The following is a 22,759-nucleotide window of genomic DNA, read 5'->3' as shown; positions in this document are numbered from 1 at the left end:
TTCCGACCGGAGAACGCCATGACGACGACAGAACTCGACCTGCCGCAGGCCGACTCGGCGGTCCGCGCCATCGGCGAGCGCGGTTACCTGCTGGTGGAGAACCTGCTGCCCGAACCGGCCATCGACCGGATGCGGGAGTCCCTCGAACGGCTGCTGCACGCGGAGAAGCAGCGCAATCTGCACCCCAGCGGACACCAGCGGGTCCTGCATCTGCCGGCGAAGGATCCCGTGTTCCTCGACGCCCTGGTCCACCCCTTCGTCCTCGCCGTGTGGCGGCGCTATCTCGGCGAGGACCTGATCTGCTCGACGTTCAGCGCGAACACGCTCTGGCCCGGCGCCGTCGAGCAGTACTGGCACGCCGACCACCCCTACTGGACGCTGACCCCGCCGTGGCCCGCCATCCCGCTCGCCGGGCAATGCATCTGGTTCCTTGACGACTTCACCGTGGAGAACGGCGCCACCGCCGGCATTCCCGGTTCGCACCGGGCGAACCGGCTGCCGGACATGGGGGAGTCGTGGTGCGACGAGGGCGAGATCCTCGCCGGTCCCCGCGGGAGCGTGATCCTCGCCGACGGCGCCTGGTGGCACACGTCCCGCCCCAACCGCTCCACGGAGCTGAGGTCCGCCCTGCTCATCACCTACACGCACACCTTCTGCGTGCCCCAGGAGGACATGCGCTCACAACTGGCCGCTCTCACCGACCCGTCCGACCTCGTGGTCGAGCTGCTCGGGGGCAAGCAGTACCAGTCCCGCCGCGACTTCCCGTACTGACCGCCCGACGCCGGACCCACGAGGCCCTCACCTCACAGGACACGGTCCGCGGACATGGGCAGGCCCACGGCACCCGCCTCCACGACGTGATCCGGGCCGGTGCCGCATCACCCTGAGGTCCTGGCCTTGACGAGCGAGCCGTGCGGCGACCAGCGCACCTTGACCGAGTCGAGGTGCCCTTCGCCCCGGTCACGTGCGCCGGTCCCCACATGGTCCCCAGGAATGGCCAAGGGGCCGTTTCAGATTTCTCTGAAACGGCCCCTTGATCTACGACTTCGAAAAGTCGGGACGACAGGATTTGAACCTGCGACCCCTTGACCCCCAGGAGTGAGGGCCACGGGTATTTTATGGATATAGCAGGCTTAATCAGGGCGCAAACTGTGTGCAGAAGGGTCCATCGTGCACCGCCGCGCACACCGCGTGGTCCCCAAGTGGTCCCCAGACTCGCTGCGCTGGCGACCAGGCTCTGCCTGAACCGTCCACCCACACACACACACGTGCGTGGGAGGCTGCCGGATCGTCAGCCTCCCCTCACTTCCTTTGTAGGCGCCGCTGTCGGCGACGCGCCCTCGCCCCCCGCACTGCACCCCGTAATCGTCATGGGAGGCGCCGCGTCCCTGCGACGCCGACCGGAGGATCCGCCTCGCCAGGGTCACGGACCGCCTTCACGTGCCGCGCACGCCGGGGGCCAGTGATGGCCGTGCAGGCGGTACACCATCTCGTCCGGAGAGGTGACCATGCGTGCATCACGCCAGGCGGTGTCGTAGGAGCGCGCCCCCTTCCCTCGCCGCCACAGGCGAAACGCCCGCACGCTGGTGAACGGCGCCAGGAGTGCCCGCCAGAGCAGAGGACTCACCGGGAGGCCCCCCGCTCAGACTTCCCGGGGGCCACGAGAGGGCTCGGTGGACCGGGGTCGACGGGGAGCGCCGCCGACCCGCAGGTGAACGTCTTCAGAGAATCGAGCAGGGCGAGCATCGCCTGCTGCTGCCGGTCAGCGTCGCTGAAGCCGCGGCCGACGTCCTCCCATTGTTCGAGCAAGGGCTGCCACCAGCTCCCACAGGCTCTGATGGACCGCGCGAGGCGTTGGAGTTCGGCAACGTGCTCGTCCGCCAGCGTGCCGGGCCGCTGTTCGAGCCGGTCCAGGACCAGCAGGTCGGGGTGGTCGTACAGCTGGGCCTTGAGGAACTGCAGGCGTCGGACCCGGTCCTCGTCGGCCCGGCTCTGGGCGACGGCCTCGCGGCTTTCCGCGGACAGCCGCAGCGTGACGCGCGCGTGCAGTATCCGATAGGACCCACCAGTGGTCCCGCGCAGCTCACGCAGGGCAGCGTTGACGACGTCCTGCGCGGCATGCGGATCGGCCGCCTCGCAGCGTCCCGCGGCTGCGGCCGCCACCGCGTGGACCCCGAAGCGCACTAGGTCCTCGAGATTGGAGCCCGTACGCCACGCCGGCCGCCAGACGATGACGAAGACCGCCCCGAAGGGGACTCCCGCCGTGGCGCTCGGCAGGAGGCGCTGGTGGGGACAGTTGCTGGTGCGCTCCGCGCGCTGCCAGGGCCATCTCACGCGGACCCCGTTTCGAGCGCGAACACCGAGCGGAGCCGCGGGTCGACGAGGTGCCGGTGGAAGTCCTCCGCCACGTCGACCCCCTCGACGGTCACGGGTGCGTCGGCCAGGGCCCGCATGAAGGCCCAGTACGCCTGGAACAGGCCGTTGCCCCGCAGGATGTCGACGAGACGGTCGCGTAACCGCTCGTACCCGACGGCGTCGGTGGCGTACGAGCCGATCCACTTCGTCAGTCTGGGGATGACCTCCTGCGCGGTGGCGGCGTCGCCGAGGAGGTCCCGCAACGCGCGGTCGACGTCGATGCCGGCTGCCTCCTCGGACATGAGCCACGGCACCTTCGTGTGCTCCTTCTCCATCAGAGCGAGGAAGGCGAGGCTGCCGGACCTGACGGAGACCTTGGACGCCTGCCAAGCAGCGACTTCGGCGACGAGCATCACAGTGCGGGCCGGCCGCGAGACCAGCTCCTTCAAGACCGAGAGGACACGGAGCCGTGTCGTGGGATCGTCGCTCTTCCGGGCGATCCGGCGCAGCCGGACCAAGGCCATCTTGGCTGCGGACGGGCCCGCGGTCTCGTCCAGGAGCACGCTGCGGCAGGTGTCGACCACCGTGCGGGTGTACTCCTGCTGTCCGGCCCACCGGTACAGCGTGGCCCAGGCGGCGCGACCGGCGTGCTCGTCCCCCACGGCGCGCAGCAGCACGGCGCCGAGCAGCACGGGATTCTTGGCACAGGCGATGTTTCCCAGCGTGTCGAGATGGTCGGCGTTACCGTGCCGCAGGACGAGATCGGCCAGGGCGCCGACCATCGGCTGGGCCGACACGGTGGCGTCGCCGGGCTGAGTGAGCCAGACGAGCAAGGGCCCGCGCATCACCTCATAGTTGTCCCACACATAGGTCAGGACAGCTCGCCCGTAGGCCGGCTGGTCGAAGACCACCGAGTCGTGTGTGTTGACGCGTGCGCCCACGTCATGGATACGGCGGCGCAGACCGCGCCCTGCGAAGACGGACTGGACCAGCGCTTCGGCGGCGGGCTTGTCGCCGTCGGGCACCGCGAGCAGGCTCCGCAGGCTGCCCGCCGTGGCGGCTACCTCCGTCATGGGCGCGGACTGGCGGACGGCCAGAGCCAGCAGCAGACAGCGGTCCTCCAGGGTGAGCGAGGCGCTTCGCCCGTCGTAGGTGGCGGTCGCTTCCCCGAACAGGCCGTCCAGCCTCTGCCTCCAGTCCGACAGCGCGGCCGTCAGACGTTCCGCGAAGCCGGAAGGCCGCTCCTGCCCGGCCGTACGCGCCGCGGCGGGCGGCAGTTCGGGCCGGCTGTAGTGCTCCTCCCATACCGCCATGGCGGTGACTGCGGCACGCACTGCCTCGACCGCGTTGAGCCCGTGCAGGGAGACGACCGCCTCGTCGAGGGACTGGACATGGGGCACCAGCTGGGAGTGTCCGTGGTGCTCCAGGTGCTCCTCGATCACGAGCTCCGACTGAGGCGGCTCGTCGAGGCGCACGACCATGACGTCACCGCGAGGCCTGAGGTAGTGATCGGGCCAGAGCTCCTTCGCCACGGTCATCACCAGGAAGGAACGCGCCGACGCGAGCGCTTCGGCATGTCGGGTAAGCGAGTCGAGGAAGTCGGCCGAGAGTAGATCCGTACGCGTGTCCTTGAGATCGACCTGGTAGGCGTGTCGGTGGTCCACCGGAAGCCGGCCCCGGCTGGGCGCGTTCCAGTCGGCGTCCAGTTTCACCAGGGTGGTGTCCGCTTCGGTGTGGCGCGCCAGCAGTTGGAGCGCGAAGGTCGTGGAGCCGAACGAGCGCGGCGCCACGACCAACACGATGCGTGGTCGCAGAAGGCGCGTCTCCCCGTTGATGGCCTGTTCCCAGGCTTCCTTCCAGCGCCCCGAGAGGATGAAGGGCTGATCGAGGATCTGCTGCCGATCTCGCTCCACTCCTTCGAGCACGTCCCGTTTGCGCGTCTCCTGCAGCAGGTTGAGTTCACCGATGTGCCCGGCGGCCACACTGGCCTGCCGGATATGAAGGTCGCCGGGCCGGGAGGTCGGCACGGAGGCGGGGGAACTGAGGTCCGGAGACGTGCTGTCGGATTCCGGACTCTTCCGTTCGTCGGGTTCGGGCGAGGTGAAGGCGTTCTCCGCCATGGATTCTTTCCTCTGCTGGAAGCGGGGAGGAGGGAGACTGCGCGTGCCCGTCAGCGCCGGCGCTGGTCGAGGTTGAGTGTGTCGAGCTCGCCGATGACAGTCGGGCGGTCCATGGCGCCGTTGAAGTTCAGGACAGGACCGCGGTGGCCGGCCTCCGGAGAAGAGCTGCCCTCGGCTCCGCGCGCCGGCGCAGGGGCCGAAGCGGACGACGGCCCGGGACCGGCCGCGTCCGTGATGGAAGGGCCCAGCAGTACGGGTGACAGGCCGGGGACAAGGAGCCGGCAGGGCTCCTCGAACTCCGGCTTGCCGTCCACGCGGGCCATGGCCCGCACGAAATGCCGCTCGTCGAGATCGAGCGTGCGGCCGGCCCTCACCGTCCGGCGGAAGGCGATCTCCGAGACCACGGCCGCCAGGTAGGCGCCGTGAGCCTCGGCTGCGTCCAGCGCTTCCCGCACCGCCTTGCTGTCGACCAGCCGGCACGCCTCGACGACGGCTCGATTGCGGCGGCCGGGCAGTGACACCGGCCCGACATGGACGCTGGCCCGCAGACGGATCTCCGGTCCGCTGTGCAGGCGCGCGTTCTTGTCGTACCGGGACAGGGCCGCGTTGAGGTGTCCGAGCAGCGGGTCGACCAACCGTGTGGTGTCCAGGGCCGGCAGGACGAAGATGCCGCCGTCGCCGGTGTCACCGAACGCACCGTCGATCCGCCGCGGCATGTCCAGCCCGCTCTGGTCGAACACGGTGTCGAGGATGCTGTCCAGGTCGAAGCGCGCCGGTGCCATCCGCGCTTCGGGGATCCTGCTGTAGCCCTTCATGTCGACGACCAGCAGAGCGTGCTCCGGTGGCACGTCGACCGGGTCCGGCTGTGCAGGAGACTTCATGGGAACACCAGCCCTTCCGCCACGACTTTCGTGGCCGGCGCACCATGCTGGTCGGGTCGGAGGCAGCTCGGTGCCCACTACTGGGCACCAAGCCGGTGCGCTCCGTCACCCCCGGCCGAGGGGATGAGCCTTGATCCGGGCGATGTCCCTGATCAGCAAGCCACCACCGGCTTCCGTCTCCAGCCATCCGTGATCGCGCCACGCCTTGATCGCCGTTCCGACGGCGTTCCGCGACGCCCCGATCAGCTGAGAGAGCTCCACCTGCGTCAGTCGCACATGGACATGGCCGGCCGTGCAGGAAGTCGACTGGACCAGCCGCCCCAGAGCCGACGCGAGTCGTGCCGGCACCGGGGCGGTCGCGAGTTCGAGCCGTACCGCCTCCGCCTCACGCACACGAGCGATGGCGTGGCGCAGTATCGATGCCGTCAGACCGTGCTCGTCGACGAAACCGAGGAATTCGGGGGCGGGGATGACCCGGACCTGGCACGCCTCCGCCGCGATGACGGACGCCGTGCGCGGCTGGGCGTCCAGCACGGCCAGCTCCCCGATCAGTTCACCCGCCCCCCGGACCGCCAGCAGGGTCCGCTCACCGTTCTCACCGGTCAGGGTCACGATCGTGGAGCCGGACTCCAGCAGGAGGACATGTGTCCCCGGATCCCCCTGTCGCAGAAGGACACTCCTGGCGGGCCGTGACCGCAATGGAGCCAGACCGCGCAACTTCGCCCACAAGACCTTGTCGAACACGGCGGCGTGCGGCTGATACATAGCACCTCCGATGTGAGGAAGCGTCAGAAGCCGGATGCTCTCAAGAGACGAAGCAGCTGATCAACACACCGATTCCGGCCACCCCCAGGGTGATGACCGTCAGGTCCACGGCCACCTTGATGATCCGGAACTTGCGGTGCGCGAGAGCGGCCAGCCGCGCCACGTTCCGAGCGTCTGCCTGGTGCCGTCCTCCGGCGGTCTGCCACGTTGCCGCGGCTACGACGGCTTCAGGAACCTCATCGGGACATGGTCCGTCCATTCCCGTAAGCGCCGTACCCCCCGGCAGGACGGGGCGCAGAGCCAGGAGCGCCGCGACGAGCGCGGCGGCCGCCCCCGCGCACATGACCGCCAGGGTCGTCCTCACCACCCAGGCGGCTTCCGCGCCCACCGGCAGCGCCGCGACCACGACGGCCAGGAGGGCCACGTCCAGGCCTGACAGCACGGTCGCCTTGGTGTCGGCCCGCTGCACCTCCACGAACAACTCGGCTGTCCTCGTACGCATCCTGTCCACCGCATCGCGAGACAGAGCGCCTTCGGCCCGTGCAACCGATCCGGACACGTCACCCGCCACCTTCCGTTGCAACAGGACCAGCCCTGTCACGAGACCCCCAAGGTGCCAGGAAGGCGGATGCGGCAGGTGCCCAGCAGAGGGCTCGACGGCAGGCGATTGCACCACACGCCCATTGATCAGCATTCCGCGATCTTCTGACCAATAGGCCAAGTGATAGCATTCTCTGGACAGTTCGCTTCTCCAGAGCCAGGTCGCGCAGATCCGCAGGCAGAGCAGGCGGCCGCCGCAGGTGAGGTGAGCAGCGAGATCGAGCAGATGCTGGGTCGCCATCTCACCCCGCGTCGCCACAGCCGGCCGGCACCGGTCACGTTCAGCCCCCCGAACCCGAGGCGACCCCAACGACCCGGTTCGCGGGGCTGGTGTTCTGCCGGCCCGACGGCCGCCCGCTCAGACCACCCCTGGTACTCGACCGGCTGCACCGGCTGTCCGAGGAAACCGGCGCCCCCTGGGTCACCGTCCACGACCTGCGCCACCTCGCCGCCACCATCACGATCATCGCCGGCGTCCCGCTCACCGTGGTCTCCAAGACGCTGCGGCACTCCACGCCGTCGACCACCGCGAACCGCTACAGCCACTTCTCCCAACAAGCCGCGCACCAAGCCGTCGACCACATTCTCAGCGGAGCCGAGCAGACGGTCGGCCGTACGGGCCGGCCTACATGGCTGCGACCACCGCGCGACCGCATCCACCGCCTCCGCGAAGCCCTCCACAGGATCCGCTCCCCCGCACCGCCGGCCGCCAACACCTGGGCGAATCAGCCGAGGCCCGGGCGTGCGACCACATTGCAACCACCACGGCTCCAAACGCGCGAAAGGCCGCCCTCCCATGAAACGTGAGAACGACCTCCGACCTGCGTCTCCGCGTGGTCGGGTCGACAAGATTTGAACCTGCGACCCCTTGACCCCCAGCAGCGGGCACACCGTGTGGTCCCCGATTGGTCCCCATGGCAGCCTCGGAGGAGCATCCCTTGCGATCGGGTAGGTGATCTCCAAGCGAACCTCTAGCATGAGCATCTCACCCGGTCTGCCTCCGCAGCCATCGCTGCCTGTGCGGCTGCGTCTGGGAGCCGGTAGGAAAAAGGGGGATTCGTGGAGATCGGTCTGGCGGAAACCATCAAGGCCCTGCGCGGGGAGCTGTCGAGGGCCATGGCAGACGGCGAGGGCCAGCCCGTCCGGCTTCGGGTGCAGTCGGTGAAGCTGGACGTGCAGGTCGCTGTGACGACGTCGGCGGAGGCCCACGGCGGGGTCAAGTTCTGGGTTCTGGCCGCTGACGGGAAGGCGACCAAAGGCACGTCTGCCACGCACACCGTCTCGTTGGAGCTGACGGCGGAGACGGCCGAGGGCGGCTCGGTGCTCACGCATTCGGCACGTGGGGCCCGGTTGGAGGACTGACGCCGTGCGTGAGTCAGCCGACCGCCGAGGATCCCGGGCGGGTCGGAGGTGATCGACGCACAGCAGGGTCTGAATCGGGTCGCCATGGTGGTCCGTCGGGATCCCGACGGTACCCCTCGCTTTGCGGCAACCGGTTTTCTGCTGGCTCCCCGGCTGGCCATCTGTGCCGGTCACGGCTTCACTCGGCACGACGCCATCCACGAGGTGCGACTGCCCGGGCAGTCCGCGCAGCGGGTCAGCGTCGAGCAGGTGTTCCGGCACCGCGACCCGGGGGTGGATCTCGCCCTGTTGCTCCTTGGTGAGGGAGGCGACGCGATCCCTCCCACTCGGTGGGGAGTAGTACCTCCGGCCGTGGGATCCCTCCCGTTCATCGCCGTCGGGTTCCCTGACTTCGCGTCTCGCGGGGAAGTACCCATGACACGGCAGATGACCGGCTCGATCCTCCTGGGTTCCTTTCTCGGAAGCCACGAGATGGAGCTCTCACTCGCCAGCCCCGCCCCCCGACAGACAGGTAGATCCCCCTGGCAGGGCGTGTCAGGAGCGGGTGTCCTTACTCAGAACGGTGTGCTGGTGGGTGTGTGCACGAGCCATCACATTCCAGCTGGTGCCGCGAGCCTCACTGCGACCGGTTTCTCCCCGCTGACCGAGGATCCGGAGTTCGAGCGGCTACTGGGCGAGCACGGGGTGGAACGGGTGTCGTTGGGCTCGGCTGTGCCCTTGCCCGAGGGCAGCGATATCCGCCGCCGCATACGCACACACGCCGACGTGGTTCGAGATCTACGCGGACGACGCAATTACCTGGATCAGGAGCAGCTTCCCTTCGTCCACCCTGGGGTGGACCACGACTCCCATCCGGACAAGCTCTTCGGCCGGTTGAGCGCCGACCAACCGCGCGGGGTCCTTCTGATCGGACCGGCCGGCTCGGGTAAGACAAGAACATGTTTCGAAGTGGCACAGCGGGCTAACCGCGTCGGCTGGCAAGTCTTGCACGTCCAGGCTGACAGCTCTGTGGATATCAACGATGTGGCGGCGTCCGTCCTGTCCGGTGCGCGTAGACGGGTGCTGCTGGTCCTGGACTACCTGGATGCCTGTCCACAGTTGGACCTGCAAGCCCTTGACGAGGCGCTGCTTCCGGAGGCCCAGCGGCGCGGCGTGACCGTGGCGTGCTTGGCGTCGGTGCGGCCAGGCTCGCGGCACGCAGTCCATCTGCGCGGCAGCGCGCGCGTACTCGACGAGGTTTTCGTACGGGACGATTGGCCCCATCAATCCGCCGTCATCACGCAGGTACTGAATCATGCGGCCCCCGACGCTGTGCGCCACTGGGGGCTGGAGGAACTGTCCCGGCTGTGCGGGCGCCGTCCCGTCACCGCCTTGCTCATCGCTCGGGCGATCGAGGAGCAGGGCCTGGGGCGGTTCCCACTCAAGGTTACAGCCTCGGTGCGCCCCGGCGAATTGCTGGCATGGCTCCGGGAAGGGATGCGGCGGGACGCGCTCGCAACGAGTCTCACTGGTTCCGCTTCGCCGTTGGATGTCGCGACTCCTGATGTCGGGCAGCTCGCCTTCGCCGTGGCGGTGGCTTCCACCCCGCAACCCAGGCGAACCGTCGAACAGACCGTCGACTCCTTCCTGGCCACGGCCGGGGACGAGGGCAGGCGCTACAACGGGCGCCAGGTGGTCGACACGCTGATCTCGTTGGGATGGCTCGACGAAGCCGACGGACGGCTGGTGGTCGTCCACGACATCGTCACCGACGAACTGCTGCTGCAGTCGCTGATGCCCGCTCCGGGGTGGAGCATCCATCACCCCTCCGCCGGACCCCTGCTCACCGCGGTCGCGGGGCATCCCCGCACGTTCGCCGTATTCACCGGCCATCTTCGGCGCCTTGCCGCCGACCTGGCTTCTCGCGGCCCCGCCCACCGCGCCAGTGCCCTGGAACGGTTCTGTGGTGAATGGCTGGTTGCCAACGCGGATTCATTGGGGCGGCTCCTGGAGAATGCCGGCCATGACGGTGAACAAGCGCTGCTGACACTGGTGACAAGCAGGCCGTGGCACGGCTACGCACCTTCGGTCTGGAGCGCGCTCGTGGCACCGTGGCTCGTCCGAGCCGAGGACAGATTCGTGGCGCAGCCCTTTTTGACTGCCGCCCTTCAAGGTTCGGACGAGCCCTCAGCCGCTCTGGTCGAGGCCTCCATCGGCTGGCTCGTACGGCGCAGCCGGCAGACCGATGCCGAACATCTCCTACGCGCCCTGCTGGCCCGTCCGAACCTCTCACCGGCGGCCGAGGATCTTGTCGTCGACTGCACGCTTCGGTGGGTGCCGTCCCGGCCCGACTGGCGCTACACGCCCACCCTTCTGAAGCGCCTGCTGACGATGAACCACTCGCCCACTCGGCTGGCACAGGTGTCAAGAGTGGTACTGGGGTGGTTGACGCCGTTCCGCGCCAGCGGAGTCGGCGCGGTGATCCGTGCCCTGCTCCAGCGTGAGGATGTCGACGACACTGTCCATGAGGAAGCGGTCGGAAGGGGGGTCGCCTGGTTGCGCTCGGGCGTGAGAGCCGGCACGGATGTGGGTTCGTCCGTGTGCGCTCTTCTGGAGTGTGACCGCTTACCGGAAATCGCCCGGACCGAACTGTTCCGCCTCACACTGGAGTGGCTGGGGAAGCCGCGAAGGTACGCGAGCAAGGGCCGCGTCCTGCGCAGCATTCTGGTCGATGAACGCTGTCCGGCGGAGCTGAAACGCCAGGCAGCCGACTTGGCGCGATCGTGGGTCACCCAAGGCTTTACCGAGACGGAGGCCTCGAACCACTCCCAGGTCGTGCAGGCCCTTCTCGTCCACGACCACACGCCAGACGCAGCTCTCCCTCTGCTGAACCAGCTGGCCTCACAGCCCGATGCTCCGTCCGCCCCTGCGGTGCTACAGCGCCTGCTCCTGCACCACGAACAGCTCAACCCGGTCCAGGCTCGTGCAACGGTTGCGCACGCCTTCAGATGGCTGAGAGATCATCAGGACCACGAAGGCTTCGTCACCGTCCTCGGCCCCCTTCTCCGCGTGCCTGAATTGACCGCCCACCAACTGCATACGGCGATCAATCACGGGTTCGCCCATCTCCTGACACACCCGCACGACCATGAGGGCATGGCCATGATGCTGAGTCAGCGCCACGGCCTGACCACTACTCAGGCCCAGGCCATCGCCGACATCAGCCTTCGATGGCTGGCCTCCCATGACGGCAAAGCGCAACGGGCCGTACTGGCTTCGTTCCTCACGCGCCCGGACTTGTCCGCCGAACAGGCACGTACCGGCATCGACATCGCCTTGGATCGCTTGACCGCCGGCGCATCGACCAAGGCTCGCGCCGTACTCTCAGGCGTCTTGCGACACCCTGCTCTCGACGCGGACCAGCGCTCCCGCGCCGTCGACTGTGCACTGCGATGGCTCTATCAACACAGCAAACTTCCCAAAGCATGCCTGATCCTCGAAGACCTGCTCACTCTTCCGTCGTTCCCAGCCAGTGAAAAGACGCTCCCTCTTCGCCTGGCCGAAGACTGGCTGGACCAGCATGCGGACCATCCGCTCGCCGACAGATTGCGCATCGCCATGGTGTCGTGCACAGCTGGTGGCCGACTTGGTCATGCTTGAAGATGACCCGCAGCCGTGCTGGAATCGGCCCGGAGATAGCGGGAAGCTGGCCCCTTCTGTACCCCCTGAACCGGTGCCCGGCCGCGGCGACCGGCCCCGGCAGGCGCTTCGGGCTGGTGGCGGACGCCGCTGTCGTGCCGTCAGGCGACGGTGACGAACGGGTCGATGCTCGGCACCCCTTGGGCGTTCAGGGCAAAGAGATGTAGGTGCCCGGCAGGACCACGCCCTTGTCCGCCGAGAGGGAAATCGTGTACGTGCCAGGCGCCACGGCCGTGGAAACCAGCGGGACCGCCGCTGGTCGTTGTCCGTGGAATGGGTCGCGGCCTCGGCCCGCATTAGGACGAAGGAGGCCACCGGCCCCTCAGTGCCGACAGTGAGCAAGGTGCCGGCGGCGGCACGGCTGAGCGTGACGCCGCCGGTGGCGCCCCGTTCGACCAACAGACGAGCCCGGCATCCCGTGCAACAGCTGGTCGTTCCCCGCGTGCTCACGCCAGAGGAACCCACTGTCGGGGATGGCTGATTCGAGGTCAAGGCCACGATGGTTCCACGCAATCATGTCGGTAGCGGCTGCTGCATCCATGGGCGATCACGGCTCCGCGGACCACGCGGTCGGGTCGAGACCCGGGCGGCGGTGCGATTGTCCCCGCGGCAACCAGCACGGTGGCGCGTGTGGTTCGGCGGGCGGGTGCGCAGCTTGTCCGCGCGTGGCCTGTCGTCGCCGCAGCGGCTGTGCTTGGTCCCGAATTCGGCATTTGGCGGGCTGTGAGTGCCGCGAGAGAGAGCCGCCTGCACTGAACGGCTGACCGTCCTGCGCTACACACCATGAGGGCGCTGGACGCGACGGACGACCGACAGTTCGAGCTCACCCTACGAACCAGTGCCGACCCCGACACCGGTGCTGCTCACGTGCACGGCATAGGCCTACGGCACCACTTCCACGACGTGATCCGGGCCGACACCACATCACCGTGAAGTCCTGGCCTGGGCGAGACAGTCGTGCGGCGATCAACGCACATTGACCGAGTCAAGGTGCGCTTCCCCCCGGTCAAGTGTGCTGGTCCCCAACTGTTCCCCAAAAGGCCCGAGCAGCCTTGCCAAAAGAAAGCAGGCCAGGGGACTGCACAGCCCGAAGAACGAGCTCCCTCCACTCGTTTCAGCAGTGTGCGGATAACATCCTGCCCCTGGAGCGTTCCGCCGTCATCTGCTCGGACACGCGGCCAGGGGACCGCAACAACACCACTGCGGGCCCGATCACGTACCAGCTCAGGCACGCAGCCGTACGGCGAGCATGGCGAGCCAGGCTCCGGGGCTGAACGGCACTGAGGGCTCGACCTCCGCGCCGAGCGTCACCAGCGCCAGGGCCAGGCCGTCCTCGTCGAGGCCGAGGGCGAGGAGGTCGTGCAGCTCCCCCGTCAGCTGGGCGACGAGCCCCGTGTCGGTGCCCTCCAGGTAGTCGGCGAGCGCGCCCTCGTGGTCGCCGAACTCCTCCGGCATGTCCTGCGAGAACCACCCGCCGAGCAGTTGCGCCAGCTCGGGGAAGCGAGCCCGCCACTCCCACGGCGTCGCGGGCGCGGCCGGCGGAGGCGCCTGTCCGTTCGCCAGGCTCCCGTCGAGCCGGTCGGCGAGGCCCGTGAGCCAGTCCCGGATCTCCTCGGGCGCCAGCCCCACGTCGGGCAGCCGGTAGTACTCGCCGAGCCGCATCCGCAGCCGCCCCGGCGGATTGTCGGCGTACACGCGCAGTTGCTCGGCCGCGACGGCGATCGCCCAGGGCCGGGTTCGCCAAGTCTGCCGCAGATAGCCGGCCACCGCCTCGGGAGCGTGCGGACCGAGGCCCAGGTGGGCGCGGACAACCTGGTCGAGCTCGCCGTACTTGCGGTCGTGCTCGGCGGGATTCAGGGACACGGAGGCCTCTACAGGTCGACGGGCAGGGCGGAGTGCACGGTGAAGGGGTACGCGCCGGGCTCGGCGGATCCGGTCCGGCGCAGCACGACCCGGGCGGCGCGCACCGGGACCGGCTCCTGGCCGGTCAGCGCCATCCCGGTGGTGAGCAGCGTGCCCACCGGATCGGGCCGCGAGGGCCAGGCGGCCTCGATCACGAGCCGCTGCCGGGTGGACTGGGCGAGCCAGCGGTGGATGACCTGCTCGTTCAGCGCGATCACCTGCTGGGTGGCCCACTGCGCGGTCGCCCGGTCGGGGAAGCTCGCGGCGCGGTCGGCACGGGCGGGGACGGCTGACGCGGAGGGTGCGGGAGGTGTCGTCATGTCAGGCCCCGCCCCAGCCGCGCAGGGTGGCCCGCTGGGCGGCGGAGTAGTTGGCGTGCCCGGTGGTGACCACGGCATGCAGCCACTTCTGCGCGGCCTGCAGATCCTCCATCTGGCGGTCCCAGCGGTCGAGTTCGTCCACGAAGGCCTCGCGGGCCTCGCCCTGCCAGGCCAGGACGACCGGCACCGTGCGGTCGTACAGCGCGCCCAGGCGCTCGTTGAGCTTCTTCACGATGTCCTCGAGGTCGCCGCCTATCTCGCGCAGCGCGACCAGGTCGACGGTGATCGAGCCGTCCTCGCTCATGTTTCCCCCTCTGTGGTCCGGACGTTCAGAGCTCGCTGATCCGGCTGATCGGTGCCGGACCGCCACCGGGACCCGCGCCGCCCGGCCCCTCACCTGACAGCTCCCGTACCTCCGCGTCGACGTCGACCTTCTTGACCTCGGCCCGGAACTGCCTCAGAGTGTCCAGCTCCTGGCGCGTGAACCCGTCCCGGCTCATCCGGACCGCTTGCGCCAGCACTCCCAGGATCTCCCGGACCCGAACGGCGTCCGCCCCGGCCTCGCGGTGCAACTTCCGGTACGCCGTCGCCGCCTCGCTGCGCCACCGCGCCTCGGCACGGTCGACGATCGCGTCCATCCGGCGCACCTGCCCGTCGATATACGCCCGCATGGCGTCCAGATCGTCCGCGAGACGCTTCAGGTCCTCGTCCGCGACGGCGAGGTTCGGATCGATGGGCATGGCGGCGGCTCCTTCCGGGGCGATGGAGTGGTGGGTCAGTGCTGCTCGGCGAAGTGGGCGTGGACGGCGTCGAGCAGGTAGCGGACGCGTGCGTGGGTCACGTAAGGCATGACGGTGGCGAAGGCTGCGTCGAACTCTGCGGGCGTGCGGAACAGGTACAGGATGCGCTGCAACTCCCCGGCGAGGTTGCCGAGTCGCTCATGGCAGTCGGGGTGCTCGCTGGTCAGGGTCTCGTCCAAGGCCTCGTCCACGCTGTCGTACTCCCCCGAGACCATCGACGAGACAAAGGCCGATGTCAGCGAGAAGCGTCTGGCCGCCTCCCAATCGGATAGCGGCAGCTCCGTCATGTCGGGGTACATGAGGAACTGGCGGTCGCGGATGAGCTCGGCCAGCGAACGCAGGAAGTCCGTCGGTGGATCGTCACCGGCCGCCCGCGCCAGTGCCTGGCGGTACTCGGTGGGCCTGGTCTCGAACACCTCAGTGCCGACCTCGTCGGCCAGGTGGTCGAGCAGCGAGGCCAGCACCGCATTCGGCATCACGTGGGCGATCGGCCCGGAATCCTGCAGGAAGCGAGAGAGCCGCTGAAGTTCGTCCTCCAGCGGTGCGGCCCCCGGGTTACGGGACGCGACGGCGACGCGCAGCAGGAGCCCTACCGCGCCTTGGGTGAGGAACTCGTCGTGTTTCGTGGTCACGTGGCGCATGTTACGGCGGGGTCGGGTAGGCGGTCCGGACGTAGAACGTCCCGGAATCCGGCGAGTAGGCGAGGAGCAGCTTCACGCTGTGGACCTGGGTCGGCTGGGCGTTGAAGCCCTGGGAGGCGAAGTCGGAGCCCGAGACGGAGGATCCCGTCACGATGTTGTTCCCGCTTGCGTCCTTCACGGTGAAGACGCGGATGTCCGGTGAGGAGGCGGGGTTGAACGTCCCGTTGGCCACCCGCTGCTTCTGCCGTCCCATCCATTGCTCGATTGTCCGGATGTTGTCGGGGTCGTTCAGCGCGGCCTGGACGTGCTTCTGGGCTGCCGGAAGGTTCGGGAAGGCCGAGGCGTCGACGCCCTGGTCCCGTACGCGCATCCGTAGCTGGTCCGGGGTGAGGCCGACGTGCCGGTCGATCGTGTGACCGTCCTTCCCCGGTCTCAGCGGGTCGTTCGGACTGGCCTGGTAGGGGTTGGTCTCCCATTCCATGGACGCGAGGTCGATGCCGAACCTGTTGCTCGGGTCCCGCGACTGCTCGTTGAGCGGGACGATCGACCGGTCGAACTCGAAGAGCGAGCGCGCCCCGAACGCCTCCGCCCTCGCCGACTCCGACTGGAAGGTCGGCACCGCGCGCGAGGCCTCCTGCAGCGGTTCGAGCAGGCCCTTCACCTTCTGCGTCTGGGCCCGCAGCGTGGTCTCATAGGTGTCGACGGCCGCGTTGACGGCGTCCGTGTCGATGCTGAGGAGCACTGCGGCGCCGAGGCCCTTCCACAGCTTCTTGAGGCGCTCGAAGAAATTCCCGATGAAGTCCTTGAGGTCGGTGACCTCCAGGAGAGCCAAGGCGTCCTTGATCGCCTTGTACAGGATCTCGCGCAGTTCGGTGCGGACCTTCTCCGCGGCCTCCGCGTACGTGCGAATGGCCTGGGCCAGGATCTGGGCCGTGGTGCTGAGGACGCCGAAGACCGGGAGGCTTGTGCCCGCGCCGGTCGGCGGCTTGTGCCCCCACTCGTAGCCGGCCGTGTTCTTGCCCCAGGCCGTCGTGCCCCACACCGATGACACGAACTGCAGCATCGCCCCGTGCCAGTCCCCGTTGGCATGGTCCGTGATGACATCGATGGTGGCGGTGAGCTGGCCCTGGATGATGCCGACGCCCGTCTGGTACGGCAGCCATGCCTGCGAGAGCTGGTTGACCCTGAGGTAGTTCGGGAGCGGCAGGATCTCCAGGGCTCGGCCGGTACGCAGAGCCTCCTCGATCACGGTGCGCATCAGGGAGCCGGGAATGTCGCCGTCGTCGAAGACATCGGCGAATTCGTCTACGGCGTTGCCGTCGCGGACGCCGAACGGCGGCGGAGCCGTGTATGCCGGCGGCGCAGAGATGACCTGCGGCAGGGCCTGCGGTACGAAGGACGGACTGAGGGGGTGGGTCGCGGCGTCCGCCTGCCGGAAGTTGTTGGCCGTGGTGGTGAAACCGACCGCCGCGCCGCCGATGGCGACCACGGCCTTTCCGTGTGCCTCCATGAGCAGGGCGACGACCGCGGCGTACTGGGTGGCGAACTCGGCCGTGACGGTGCCGGATCCGCCGACCTTGGAGTAGCCCGCGTGCACGTCGAGGAACTGCACGAGCGCCTTGTGGAACGACTGCTGCTCGACGGAGAGGGCTGTCGACACTTGGTACAGATGGAGCGGCTGGACGTCGATGCCGCCGGGGCCCGTCCACGGGGTGGTCACGGCGGGCGGGGTCGCCGGAGGCAACTGGGGAGGCGGACCGGAGACCGGCGGGGTCGGCGGCGCGTTCGGGCTCGGCGACGGCGTCGGCTGAGGGCTGGGCGTGCCTGACGGCTGCCCCGGCAACGGCAGATGCGTCGTGCCGGGTGTCGGCGTCGTGGTGGGCTGCGGGCTGGGGCTCGGCGATGCCGTACCGGTCGGGCTCGGGCTCGGCGTACTCACCGGCGTTTCCTGCCGGTTCCGCACATCGCGCGGGAGTGCGCGTACGCACCCGTGCCCTGTTCCCGCCCCATGAGTCCCCCCGACCCCGTCAGACTGCTGTCGAAGCTAACAGGACGATGCGTCAAATCCGGTGATCGAGAGCAGGGTTGGCCGAAAGACTCCGCGTGCGCGTCATCGGCCCCGCCGAACGCGCCGAGTTGCTGCGGGCCCGCACGTGAGCGGCGACCGGAGCGCCGGGGCACACCGGAGGACGGGGTACGGGAGCACGCGGACGGCGTGGTGCGGGAGGTACACGACTGGGCCACGCCGACCATCGGCGGGGCCCGGCGGGCGCACCGTCAAGCCCGCCCCGCCGGATGCGCAGGTGCCGGCGCAATGCCGCTACTCCCCCGTCGCGCTGCTCGACGAGCCGGCGGCGGACCGGCTGGAGGCGGCGGCACTCGGCGACCACCCCCACGTACGAGTGCCGACGCACCTCCATCCGCACACGACAGACCCGGCGGAAGTCCGTCCTGGCCGCCGTAGCCGCGAGCCTGCGGACGTGCATCTCCGGCGAGTCTGCGCTGCCGGTGGAGGTGCTGAAGGGCTTCGAGGAGCGGAAGCACTTCGGCGTGCCGGTCGTCGAGGGCACGACGCAGCAGGACCGAGCGGGCACTGGCCGCCCTGCCCCGCGGAGTGCACCTTGACCGAGTCGAGGTGCACTCCGCCCCGGTCAAGTGCGCTGGTCCCCAACTGGTCCCCAAAAACGAGTCAGAGGCCGGTTCAGATTGCTCTGAAACGGCCTCTGACCTGCGACTCTTTCGAGTCGGGACGACAGGATTTGAACCTGCGACCCCTTGACCCCCAGTCAAGTGCGCTACCAAGCTGCGCCACGTCCCGATGCGCGTCTCCGTGGGGTTGCTCCCTCGGTGGCGTGCAGGGGAAACATTACCTCACTCCGGCGGGCGGAATGACGCACGGGCTGTCACCGGGTCCTGGAGGAGGAGAATCGCGCCGCACGCGGTGGCCAGGGCCTTCGCTTCCGCGAGGGTTTCCGCGGAGCCCGTCGCGCGGGCGAGGTCCAGACGGGCGGGGGCCTCCTCGTAGCGGGAAGGGGAGGCCGGCAGGCGGGCGACCGCGCGGGTGAGCAGGTCCCTGGCTACCTATGCCCCACTCCCCCACACGCGCGACCCGCATGGAGCGACGGCCCGCTCCACCCCCGCGGACCAGGGAATCGCCGGACCGACGAGCCTGGGGCCTGTCTTTCGGATCATGCCGGGCTCGCGGGGCCCGGCACGCACGCTCGCCGCGGCCCTGATCGTCCCGGGGGCGACAATGGGCGGGTGAACCGCACACCGAGTGACCGCGGCAGGGACCGCGACGAGGAGGGGCGGGCGCGGAGCGCGCGCCCGCGTGACGGTCTCGGCCGGCCGCTGCCGTACGGGGCGGAGGGCGTGCCCCGCCAGCCCGAGGGGGTGGTGCGCGCCCCGGACGAGACCTTGCGCGAGGCGCAGCGGTTGCTCGACGCCGGGATGCCGTTCCACGCGCACGAGGTCTTCGAGGACGCCTGGAAGTCCGGCCCCGCGTCCGAACGGGACCTGTGGCAGGGCCTCGCGCAGCTCTGCGTGGGCCTGACGCACGCCGCGCGCGGCAACGGGCCGGGCGGGGCACGGCTGCTGCGCCGGGGCGCCGACCGTCTCGCGAGCGGCCCGGGGAGCACGGCGGCGGCACCGTACGGGATCGACACGGCCGGACTCGTGAGCTGGGCGCGCGCGTTGGCTTCGCGTACGGAGGCGGCGGGGTCGGGGGTGACCGGGGCGGCGGCGGCCGACTCGGGGGCGGCCGACTCGGGGGCGGCCGACTCGGGGGCAGCTCGCCCCGGGGCCGCGAGCTCGGGAGCGGCCGGCTCAGGAGCGGCCGGCTCAGGGGCAGCTCGTCCCGGGGCCGCCGAGGCGCCCGACGTCCCGGCCTTCCCCGTCGACGCCGTCGCCGAAGCGCCCCTCCTGCGGGCCGGGCTCCGCTGACGGCTGCATCTCGGCGTCCCTCGGCCACCCCGGCGCGGTCACTCCCCCGGCCCCTCCAGCTCGCGTCGCAGTACCGACGTGTGGCTGACCGACGGGTCCTTCGCGGCGGTCAGGAGCGTGACCGTCCCCTTCCGCGCGAGTTCCCGCAGCCGGCCGAGCGCCGCCGCCGCGTCCGGGGCCGTCAGCTCGGCCTCGTACCGCCGGGAGAACTCCTCGTACTCGCCCTCAGGTCCGTGGTACCAGCGGCGGAGTTCCGTCGAGGGTGTGAGCGCCTTCGGCCACTCGTCGATGTGGGCGTCGGTCCTGGCGAGTCCGCGCGGCCAGAGCCGGTCGACGAGGACCCGTACGCCGTCCTCGGGCGACGGGGTCTCGTAGATGCGGCGGACGCGGACGTCATGGCTGTGTGCGGGCATGGTCCCAGGGTGCGGGACGGCCCCCGCCCTCACCCCTCGACGCGCAGCGCCGGAAGGAGGACGGCGTCGACGAAGGTCAGCATGGTCGAGACGTCCGTGAAGCGTTCCTCGAAGAGTCGCTCGACGCGGAGCATGCCCATGAAGCAGGGGGCGACGAAGCCGATGGCGGGGTTGTCCGCGTCGACCTCGCCGCGCTCGACCGCGCGCGCCACGACCGCGTCGATCGCGGCGATCTCGGGGGCGATGACGGTCTCGCGGAGCGCGGCCCGCAGGTCCGGGTGCTGGATGAAGGCCTGGGCGACCGCCTCCATCAGTTCGGCGTCGCGTTCGCGGTGGGAGGCGGCGATGCGGCCCGCCTCGCGCAGGTCCCCGGCGAGCGTGCCGGTGTCGATTCCGGCGAAGACGGTGCAGCGCCGCTGGGCGAGCGCCGCGGTGACGAGCTGGGGCTTGGTGCCCCACTGCCGGTAGAGGGTGGCCTTGCCGCACTTGGTCCGGGCGGCGACGCCCTCCATGGTCACCGAGTCGTAGCCGCCCTCACGCAGGAGGCAGAGCACGGCGTCGTACAGCTCCGTCTCGCGCTCCGGCGTGATCTTGCTGCGGCGGGCTGCTGTGGTCGCGGCCTCTGTGGACATCGATCCCTCCCGGACACCTCTGTCTCTGCACATACGAGAGTAGGGGGTGCACAATCGAGACGCAAACGTATCGAGACGCTTGCGTCTCGATGGATTCGGATCTAGGCTCACTCCGTTTGTTGGCGATTTGACGGATTAGAGGGCCGCACGATGGCTGGCGGGATACGCGGGATACGAGGACCACGTCCTGCAGGACCGGGGCTGACGCCTACCCCCGGCCCCGGCGAGGGGGACCGCGGCACGAGCGCCCGGCCGCCCCTGCTGCGCGAGCTGGTCCTCGTCACCACGCTCTTCCTCGTCTACAAGTTCGGCCGGCTCTTCGCCAACGGCCACGAGGCCCTCGCCTTCCGGAACGCCGACCGCGTCTGGGACGCCGAACGCGCACTCCACCTGCCCAGCGAGGCCGCCGTCCAGCAGCTCCTGCTGCACGGGGAGCCCCTGGTCCGGGCCGCGAACACCTACTACGCGGCCGTGCACTTCCCGGCCACCATCGCCTTCCTCGTCTGGCTCTACCTGCGCCGCCCCGCCCACTACGTGTGGTCGCGGCGGGTGCTCACCCTCGTCACCGGCGCCGCGCTCGCCCTGCATCTGCTGATGCCGCTCGCGCCGCCCCGGATGCTCGCCGCCGACGGACTCATCGACACCGCCCGTGTCTACGGGCCCTCCGTCTACGGGGCCACGCCGGAGACCGACTCGATGGCGAACCAGTTCGCCGCCATGCCCTCACTGCACTTCGGCTGGGCCCTGATGGTCGCGATCGGCCTCATCGCCGCCACCCGGTCGCGCTGGCGCGTCCTGTGGCTGCTGCACCCGCTCCTCACCCTGCTCGTCATCGTCGGCACCGCCAACCACTACTGGTTCGACGCGCTCGCCGCCTCCGCGCTGCTCGGCCTCGCCCTGCTCGCCGTCCGCGCCCCCGGTCGCCGCACGGCGCCACCACCCGAACCCCGCGCCCTCGGCACGGCCCCCCTCCCGGTCGGAGCCCTCCGATGAACCCCGCCGCCGGCACCCTCCTCGCGGTGCTCCTCTCGCTCGTCTCCGCCGCCGGTTACGCGCTCGCCGCCGTCGCGCAGTCCCGGCTCGCCGCCGCCTCCCCCGTCCAGGACGGGCGCGGCGCCCTGCGCGCGCTGCTGGCCCGCGGCCAGTGGTGGGCGGCCGTCGGCCTGAACGCCGCCGGAGCCCTCGCCCACGTCGTCGCCCTGCACTACGGGCCGCTGACCCTGGTCCAGCCGCTCGGCGCGCTGACCCTGGTGGCGGCGCTGCCCCTCGGCGCGTACGCCGCACGGCGGCGGGTGACCCGTACCGAGTGGCGCGGGGCGCTGTGGACCCTCGGCGGGCTCGTCGGACTCGTCGCGGTGACCGGGCCCACCGCACCGGGCGAGGCACTCACCCTCACCGAGGCCCTCGTCGTCGCCGCTGCGACGGCTCTCCTCATCGCCGCACTGGCCTCCGGCCGGCACGGCACCACGGCGGGCCGGCCCCGGCGCGGGCTCGGGCACGCCACGGCCTCCGGCATAGCCTCCGGCGTCGCCTCCGCGCTCACCCAGACCCTGACGGCGGCGCTCGCGCTCGAACTGCCGGGCAGCGAGCCGAGCTGGTGGCAGACCGCACTGCTCGCGGTCCTCATCTCGGGCTTCGCGACGGGCGGTCTGCTGCTTTCGCAGGCCGCCTACCGGGGCGGGCTCGCCGCCCCCCTCGCCGTGGTCAACCTCTCCAACCCGGCGGCGGCGGCGGTGATCGGCGTGGCCCTGCTCGGCGAGACCTTCCGGGCGGGCGCCTGGGGCTGGGCCGTCGCGGCCACCGCATCGCTGGTGGCGGCCCGGGGCGTGGTCCTGCTCACGAAGGGCGGGCCTGCCGAGGCGGGAGCCGGGGAGATCGCGTCGGTGGCGGCTTCGGCACCTGAGCCGGTGCCGGTGCCGGTGCCGCCGAACGTGCCCGCGTCCGTGCCCGCGCATGCTGCCGCCCCCGCCCCCGCCCTCGCGAAATCCGGCTCCACGCGCACGCGTACCCCTTGGGAGGTCCAGCCGGTTCCGGCCGCCCGCGCGACCGGTCCCGCCGTCACCGGCCGGTCCACCACCGACCGAACCGTCATCAACCAGAGCGTCATCGATCGAACCGCCGGAGACCGACCGGGCGGCGACCGCCCCTCCGGCGACCTCGCGGCCACCGGTCTCGCGCTCCCCGACGCCGGTCTCGCTCTTCCTGACGCCGGACCCGCCCCCGCGCCGGTCGCGGGTTGAGGGCAGACAACCCCGTAACCCACCCGTCCACCACCCCGGCCGCCCCCGCGACCTTGAATGCGTCACCTTGACGACAACTATCCACGCCCCCTATCGTCAACATGACGA

At 70.1% G+C, this 22,759-nt stretch carries 18 protein-coding genes, 1 tRNA gene and 2 pseudogenes; 7 read left to right on the top strand and 14 right to left on the bottom strand.

What is annotated here, in order from left to right; genetic code table 11:
- Positions 1 to 18 precede the first annotated feature (18 nt).
- The gene (locus tag V4Y03_RS29590) at positions 19 to 771 is read left to right on the top strand and encodes a phytanoyl-CoA dioxygenase family protein (RefSeq protein WP_332436914.1); all 753 of its coding nucleotides are present in this window, start codon (positions 19 to 21) and stop codon (positions 769 to 771) included.
- An 852-nt stretch (positions 772 to 1,623) separates the two neighbouring features.
- On the opposite strand, the gene V4Y03_RS29585 is transcribed toward V4Y03_RS29590, so the two are convergent.
- From V4Y03_RS29585 to V4Y03_RS29565, 5 genes are all read right to left on the bottom strand, one after another.
- The gene (locus V4Y03_RS29585; protein WP_332436913.1) at positions 1,624 to 2,334 is read right to left on the bottom strand and encodes a hypothetical protein; all 711 of its coding nucleotides are present in this window, start codon (positions 2,332 to 2,334) and stop codon (positions 1,624 to 1,626) included.
- Positions 2,331 to 4,475 carry a hypothetical protein gene (locus tag V4Y03_RS29580; RefSeq protein WP_332436912.1) on the bottom strand — a complete coding sequence of 715 codons (2,145 nt, stop codon included), beginning with the start codon at positions 4,473 to 4,475 and terminating at the stop codon, positions 2,331 to 2,333. The genes V4Y03_RS29585 and V4Y03_RS29580 overlap by 4 nt, the downstream gene beginning before the upstream one ends.
- Positions 4,476 to 4,525: 50 nt before the next feature.
- Positions 4,526 to 5,356, bottom strand: coding sequence for a hypothetical protein (locus tag V4Y03_RS29575; protein ID WP_332436911.1), 831 nt, complete (start codon positions 5,354 to 5,356; stop codon positions 4,526 to 4,528).
- Positions 5,357 to 5,461: 105 nt separating this feature from the next.
- A complete protein-coding gene (locus V4Y03_RS29570) occupies positions 5,462 to 6,121 on the bottom strand; it encodes a Crp/Fnr family transcriptional regulator (protein ID WP_332436910.1) in 660 nt (219 codons plus the stop codon).
- A 40-nt stretch (positions 6,122 to 6,161) separates the two neighbouring features.
- On the bottom strand, positions 6,162 to 6,962 hold the full coding sequence (locus tag V4Y03_RS29565) for a hypothetical protein (protein WP_332436909.1): 801 nt from the start codon (positions 6,960 to 6,962) through the stop codon (positions 6,162 to 6,164).
- Between the two features lie 89 nt (positions 6,963 to 7,051).
- Here V4Y03_RS29565 and V4Y03_RS29560 point away from each other — a divergent pair, with 89 nt between their 5' ends.
- From V4Y03_RS29560 to V4Y03_RS29550, 3 genes are all read left to right on the top strand, one after another.
- Positions 7,052 to 7,528, top strand: a complete 477-nt coding sequence (locus V4Y03_RS29560; protein ID WP_332436907.1) for a tyrosine-type recombinase/integrase — start codon at positions 7,052 to 7,054, stop codon at positions 7,526 to 7,528.
- Between the two features lie 252 nt (positions 7,529 to 7,780).
- Positions 7,781 to 8,083: a trypco2 family protein gene (locus tag V4Y03_RS29555; RefSeq protein ID WP_332436906.1), complete on the top strand. Its 303-nt coding sequence runs from the start codon at positions 7,781 to 7,783 to the stop codon at positions 8,081 to 8,083.
- A gap of 84 nt (positions 8,084 to 8,167) precedes the next feature.
- The gene (locus tag V4Y03_RS29550; RefSeq protein ID WP_332437290.1) at positions 8,168 to 11,722 is read left to right on the top strand and encodes a trypsin-like peptidase domain-containing protein; all 3,555 of its coding nucleotides are present in this window, start codon (positions 8,168 to 8,170) and stop codon (positions 11,720 to 11,722) included.
- Positions 11,723 to 12,985: 1,263 nt separating this feature from the next.
- Here the strand turns inward: V4Y03_RS29550 and V4Y03_RS29545 are convergent.
- The 7 genes from V4Y03_RS29545 to V4Y03_RS29515 form a co-directional block, all read right to left on the bottom strand.
- Positions 12,986 to 13,624 carry a contact-dependent growth inhibition system immunity protein gene (locus tag V4Y03_RS29545; RefSeq protein ID WP_332436905.1) on the bottom strand — a complete coding sequence of 213 codons (639 nt, stop codon included), beginning with the start codon at positions 13,622 to 13,624 and terminating at the stop codon, positions 12,986 to 12,988.
- An 8-nt stretch (positions 13,625 to 13,632) separates the two neighbouring features.
- Positions 13,633 to 13,983 (bottom strand): RNase A-like domain-containing protein, encoded by a 351-nt coding sequence (locus V4Y03_RS29540; protein ID WP_332436904.1) that lies wholly within the window; start codon positions 13,981 to 13,983, stop codon positions 13,633 to 13,635.
- 1 nt (position 13,984) lies between these two features.
- Entirely contained in the window at positions 13,985 to 14,287 is a 303-nt protein-coding gene (locus V4Y03_RS29535; protein ID WP_332436903.1) for a WXG100 family type VII secretion target, read from the bottom strand.
- 25 nt (positions 14,288 to 14,312) lie between these two features.
- Positions 14,313 to 14,723, bottom strand: a complete 411-nt coding sequence (locus tag V4Y03_RS29530; protein WP_332436901.1) for a WXG100 family type VII secretion target — start codon at positions 14,721 to 14,723, stop codon at positions 14,313 to 14,315.
- Between the two features lie 35 nt (positions 14,724 to 14,758).
- Entirely contained in the window at positions 14,759 to 15,415 is a 657-nt protein-coding gene (locus V4Y03_RS29525; protein ID WP_332436900.1) for a hypothetical protein, read from the bottom strand.
- A 10-nt stretch (positions 15,416 to 15,425) separates the two neighbouring features.
- On the bottom strand, positions 15,426 to 17,144 hold the full coding sequence (locus V4Y03_RS29520) for an RNase A-like domain-containing protein (RefSeq protein WP_332436899.1): 1,719 nt from the start codon (positions 17,142 to 17,144) through the stop codon (positions 15,426 to 15,428).
- Between the two features lie 1,024 nt (positions 17,145 to 18,168).
- A tRNA-Pro gene (locus V4Y03_RS29515) sits at positions 18,169 to 18,242 on the bottom strand.
- A gap of 443 nt (positions 18,243 to 18,685) precedes the next feature.
- On the opposite strand from V4Y03_RS29515, the pseudogene V4Y03_RS29510 reads away from it, so the two are divergent.
- Positions 18,686 to 19,171: pseudogene (locus tag V4Y03_RS29510) on the top strand (DUF309 domain-containing protein); the annotation flags it as partial.
- A 233-nt stretch (positions 19,172 to 19,404) separates the two neighbouring features.
- Here the strand turns inward: V4Y03_RS29510 and V4Y03_RS29505 are convergent.
- Positions 19,405 to 19,779 (bottom strand): DUF488 domain-containing protein, encoded by a 375-nt coding sequence (locus V4Y03_RS29505; protein ID WP_332436898.1) that lies wholly within the window; start codon positions 19,777 to 19,779, stop codon positions 19,405 to 19,407.
- A gap of 29 nt (positions 19,780 to 19,808) precedes the next feature.
- Positions 19,809 to 20,411 carry a TetR/AcrR family transcriptional regulator gene (locus V4Y03_RS29500; protein ID WP_332436897.1) on the bottom strand — a complete coding sequence of 201 codons (603 nt, stop codon included), beginning with the start codon at positions 20,409 to 20,411 and terminating at the stop codon, positions 19,809 to 19,811.
- Positions 20,412 to 20,612: 201 nt separating this feature from the next.
- On the opposite strand from V4Y03_RS29500, the gene V4Y03_RS29495 reads away from it, so the two are divergent.
- Both V4Y03_RS29495 and V4Y03_RS29490 read left to right on the top strand, forming a co-directional pair.
- Positions 20,613 to 21,404, top strand: a complete 792-nt coding sequence (locus tag V4Y03_RS29495; RefSeq protein ID WP_443079897.1) for a phosphatase PAP2 family protein — start codon at positions 20,613 to 20,615, stop codon at positions 21,402 to 21,404.
- Positions 21,401 to 22,387, top strand: a pseudogene (locus V4Y03_RS29490) (DMT family transporter); the annotation flags it as partial. The gene V4Y03_RS29495 and the pseudogene V4Y03_RS29490, both read left to right, overlap by 4 nt.
- Positions 22,388 to 22,759: the final 372 nt, after the last annotated feature.

The organism is Streptomyces sp. P9-A4 (genome assembly GCF_036634195.1).
GTDB lineage: Bacteria > Actinomycetota > Actinomycetes > Streptomycetales > Streptomycetaceae > Streptomyces.
The sequence above is the reverse complement of the archived record's forward strand: the minus strand, read 5'-3'. Positions and strand labels throughout refer to the sequence as shown.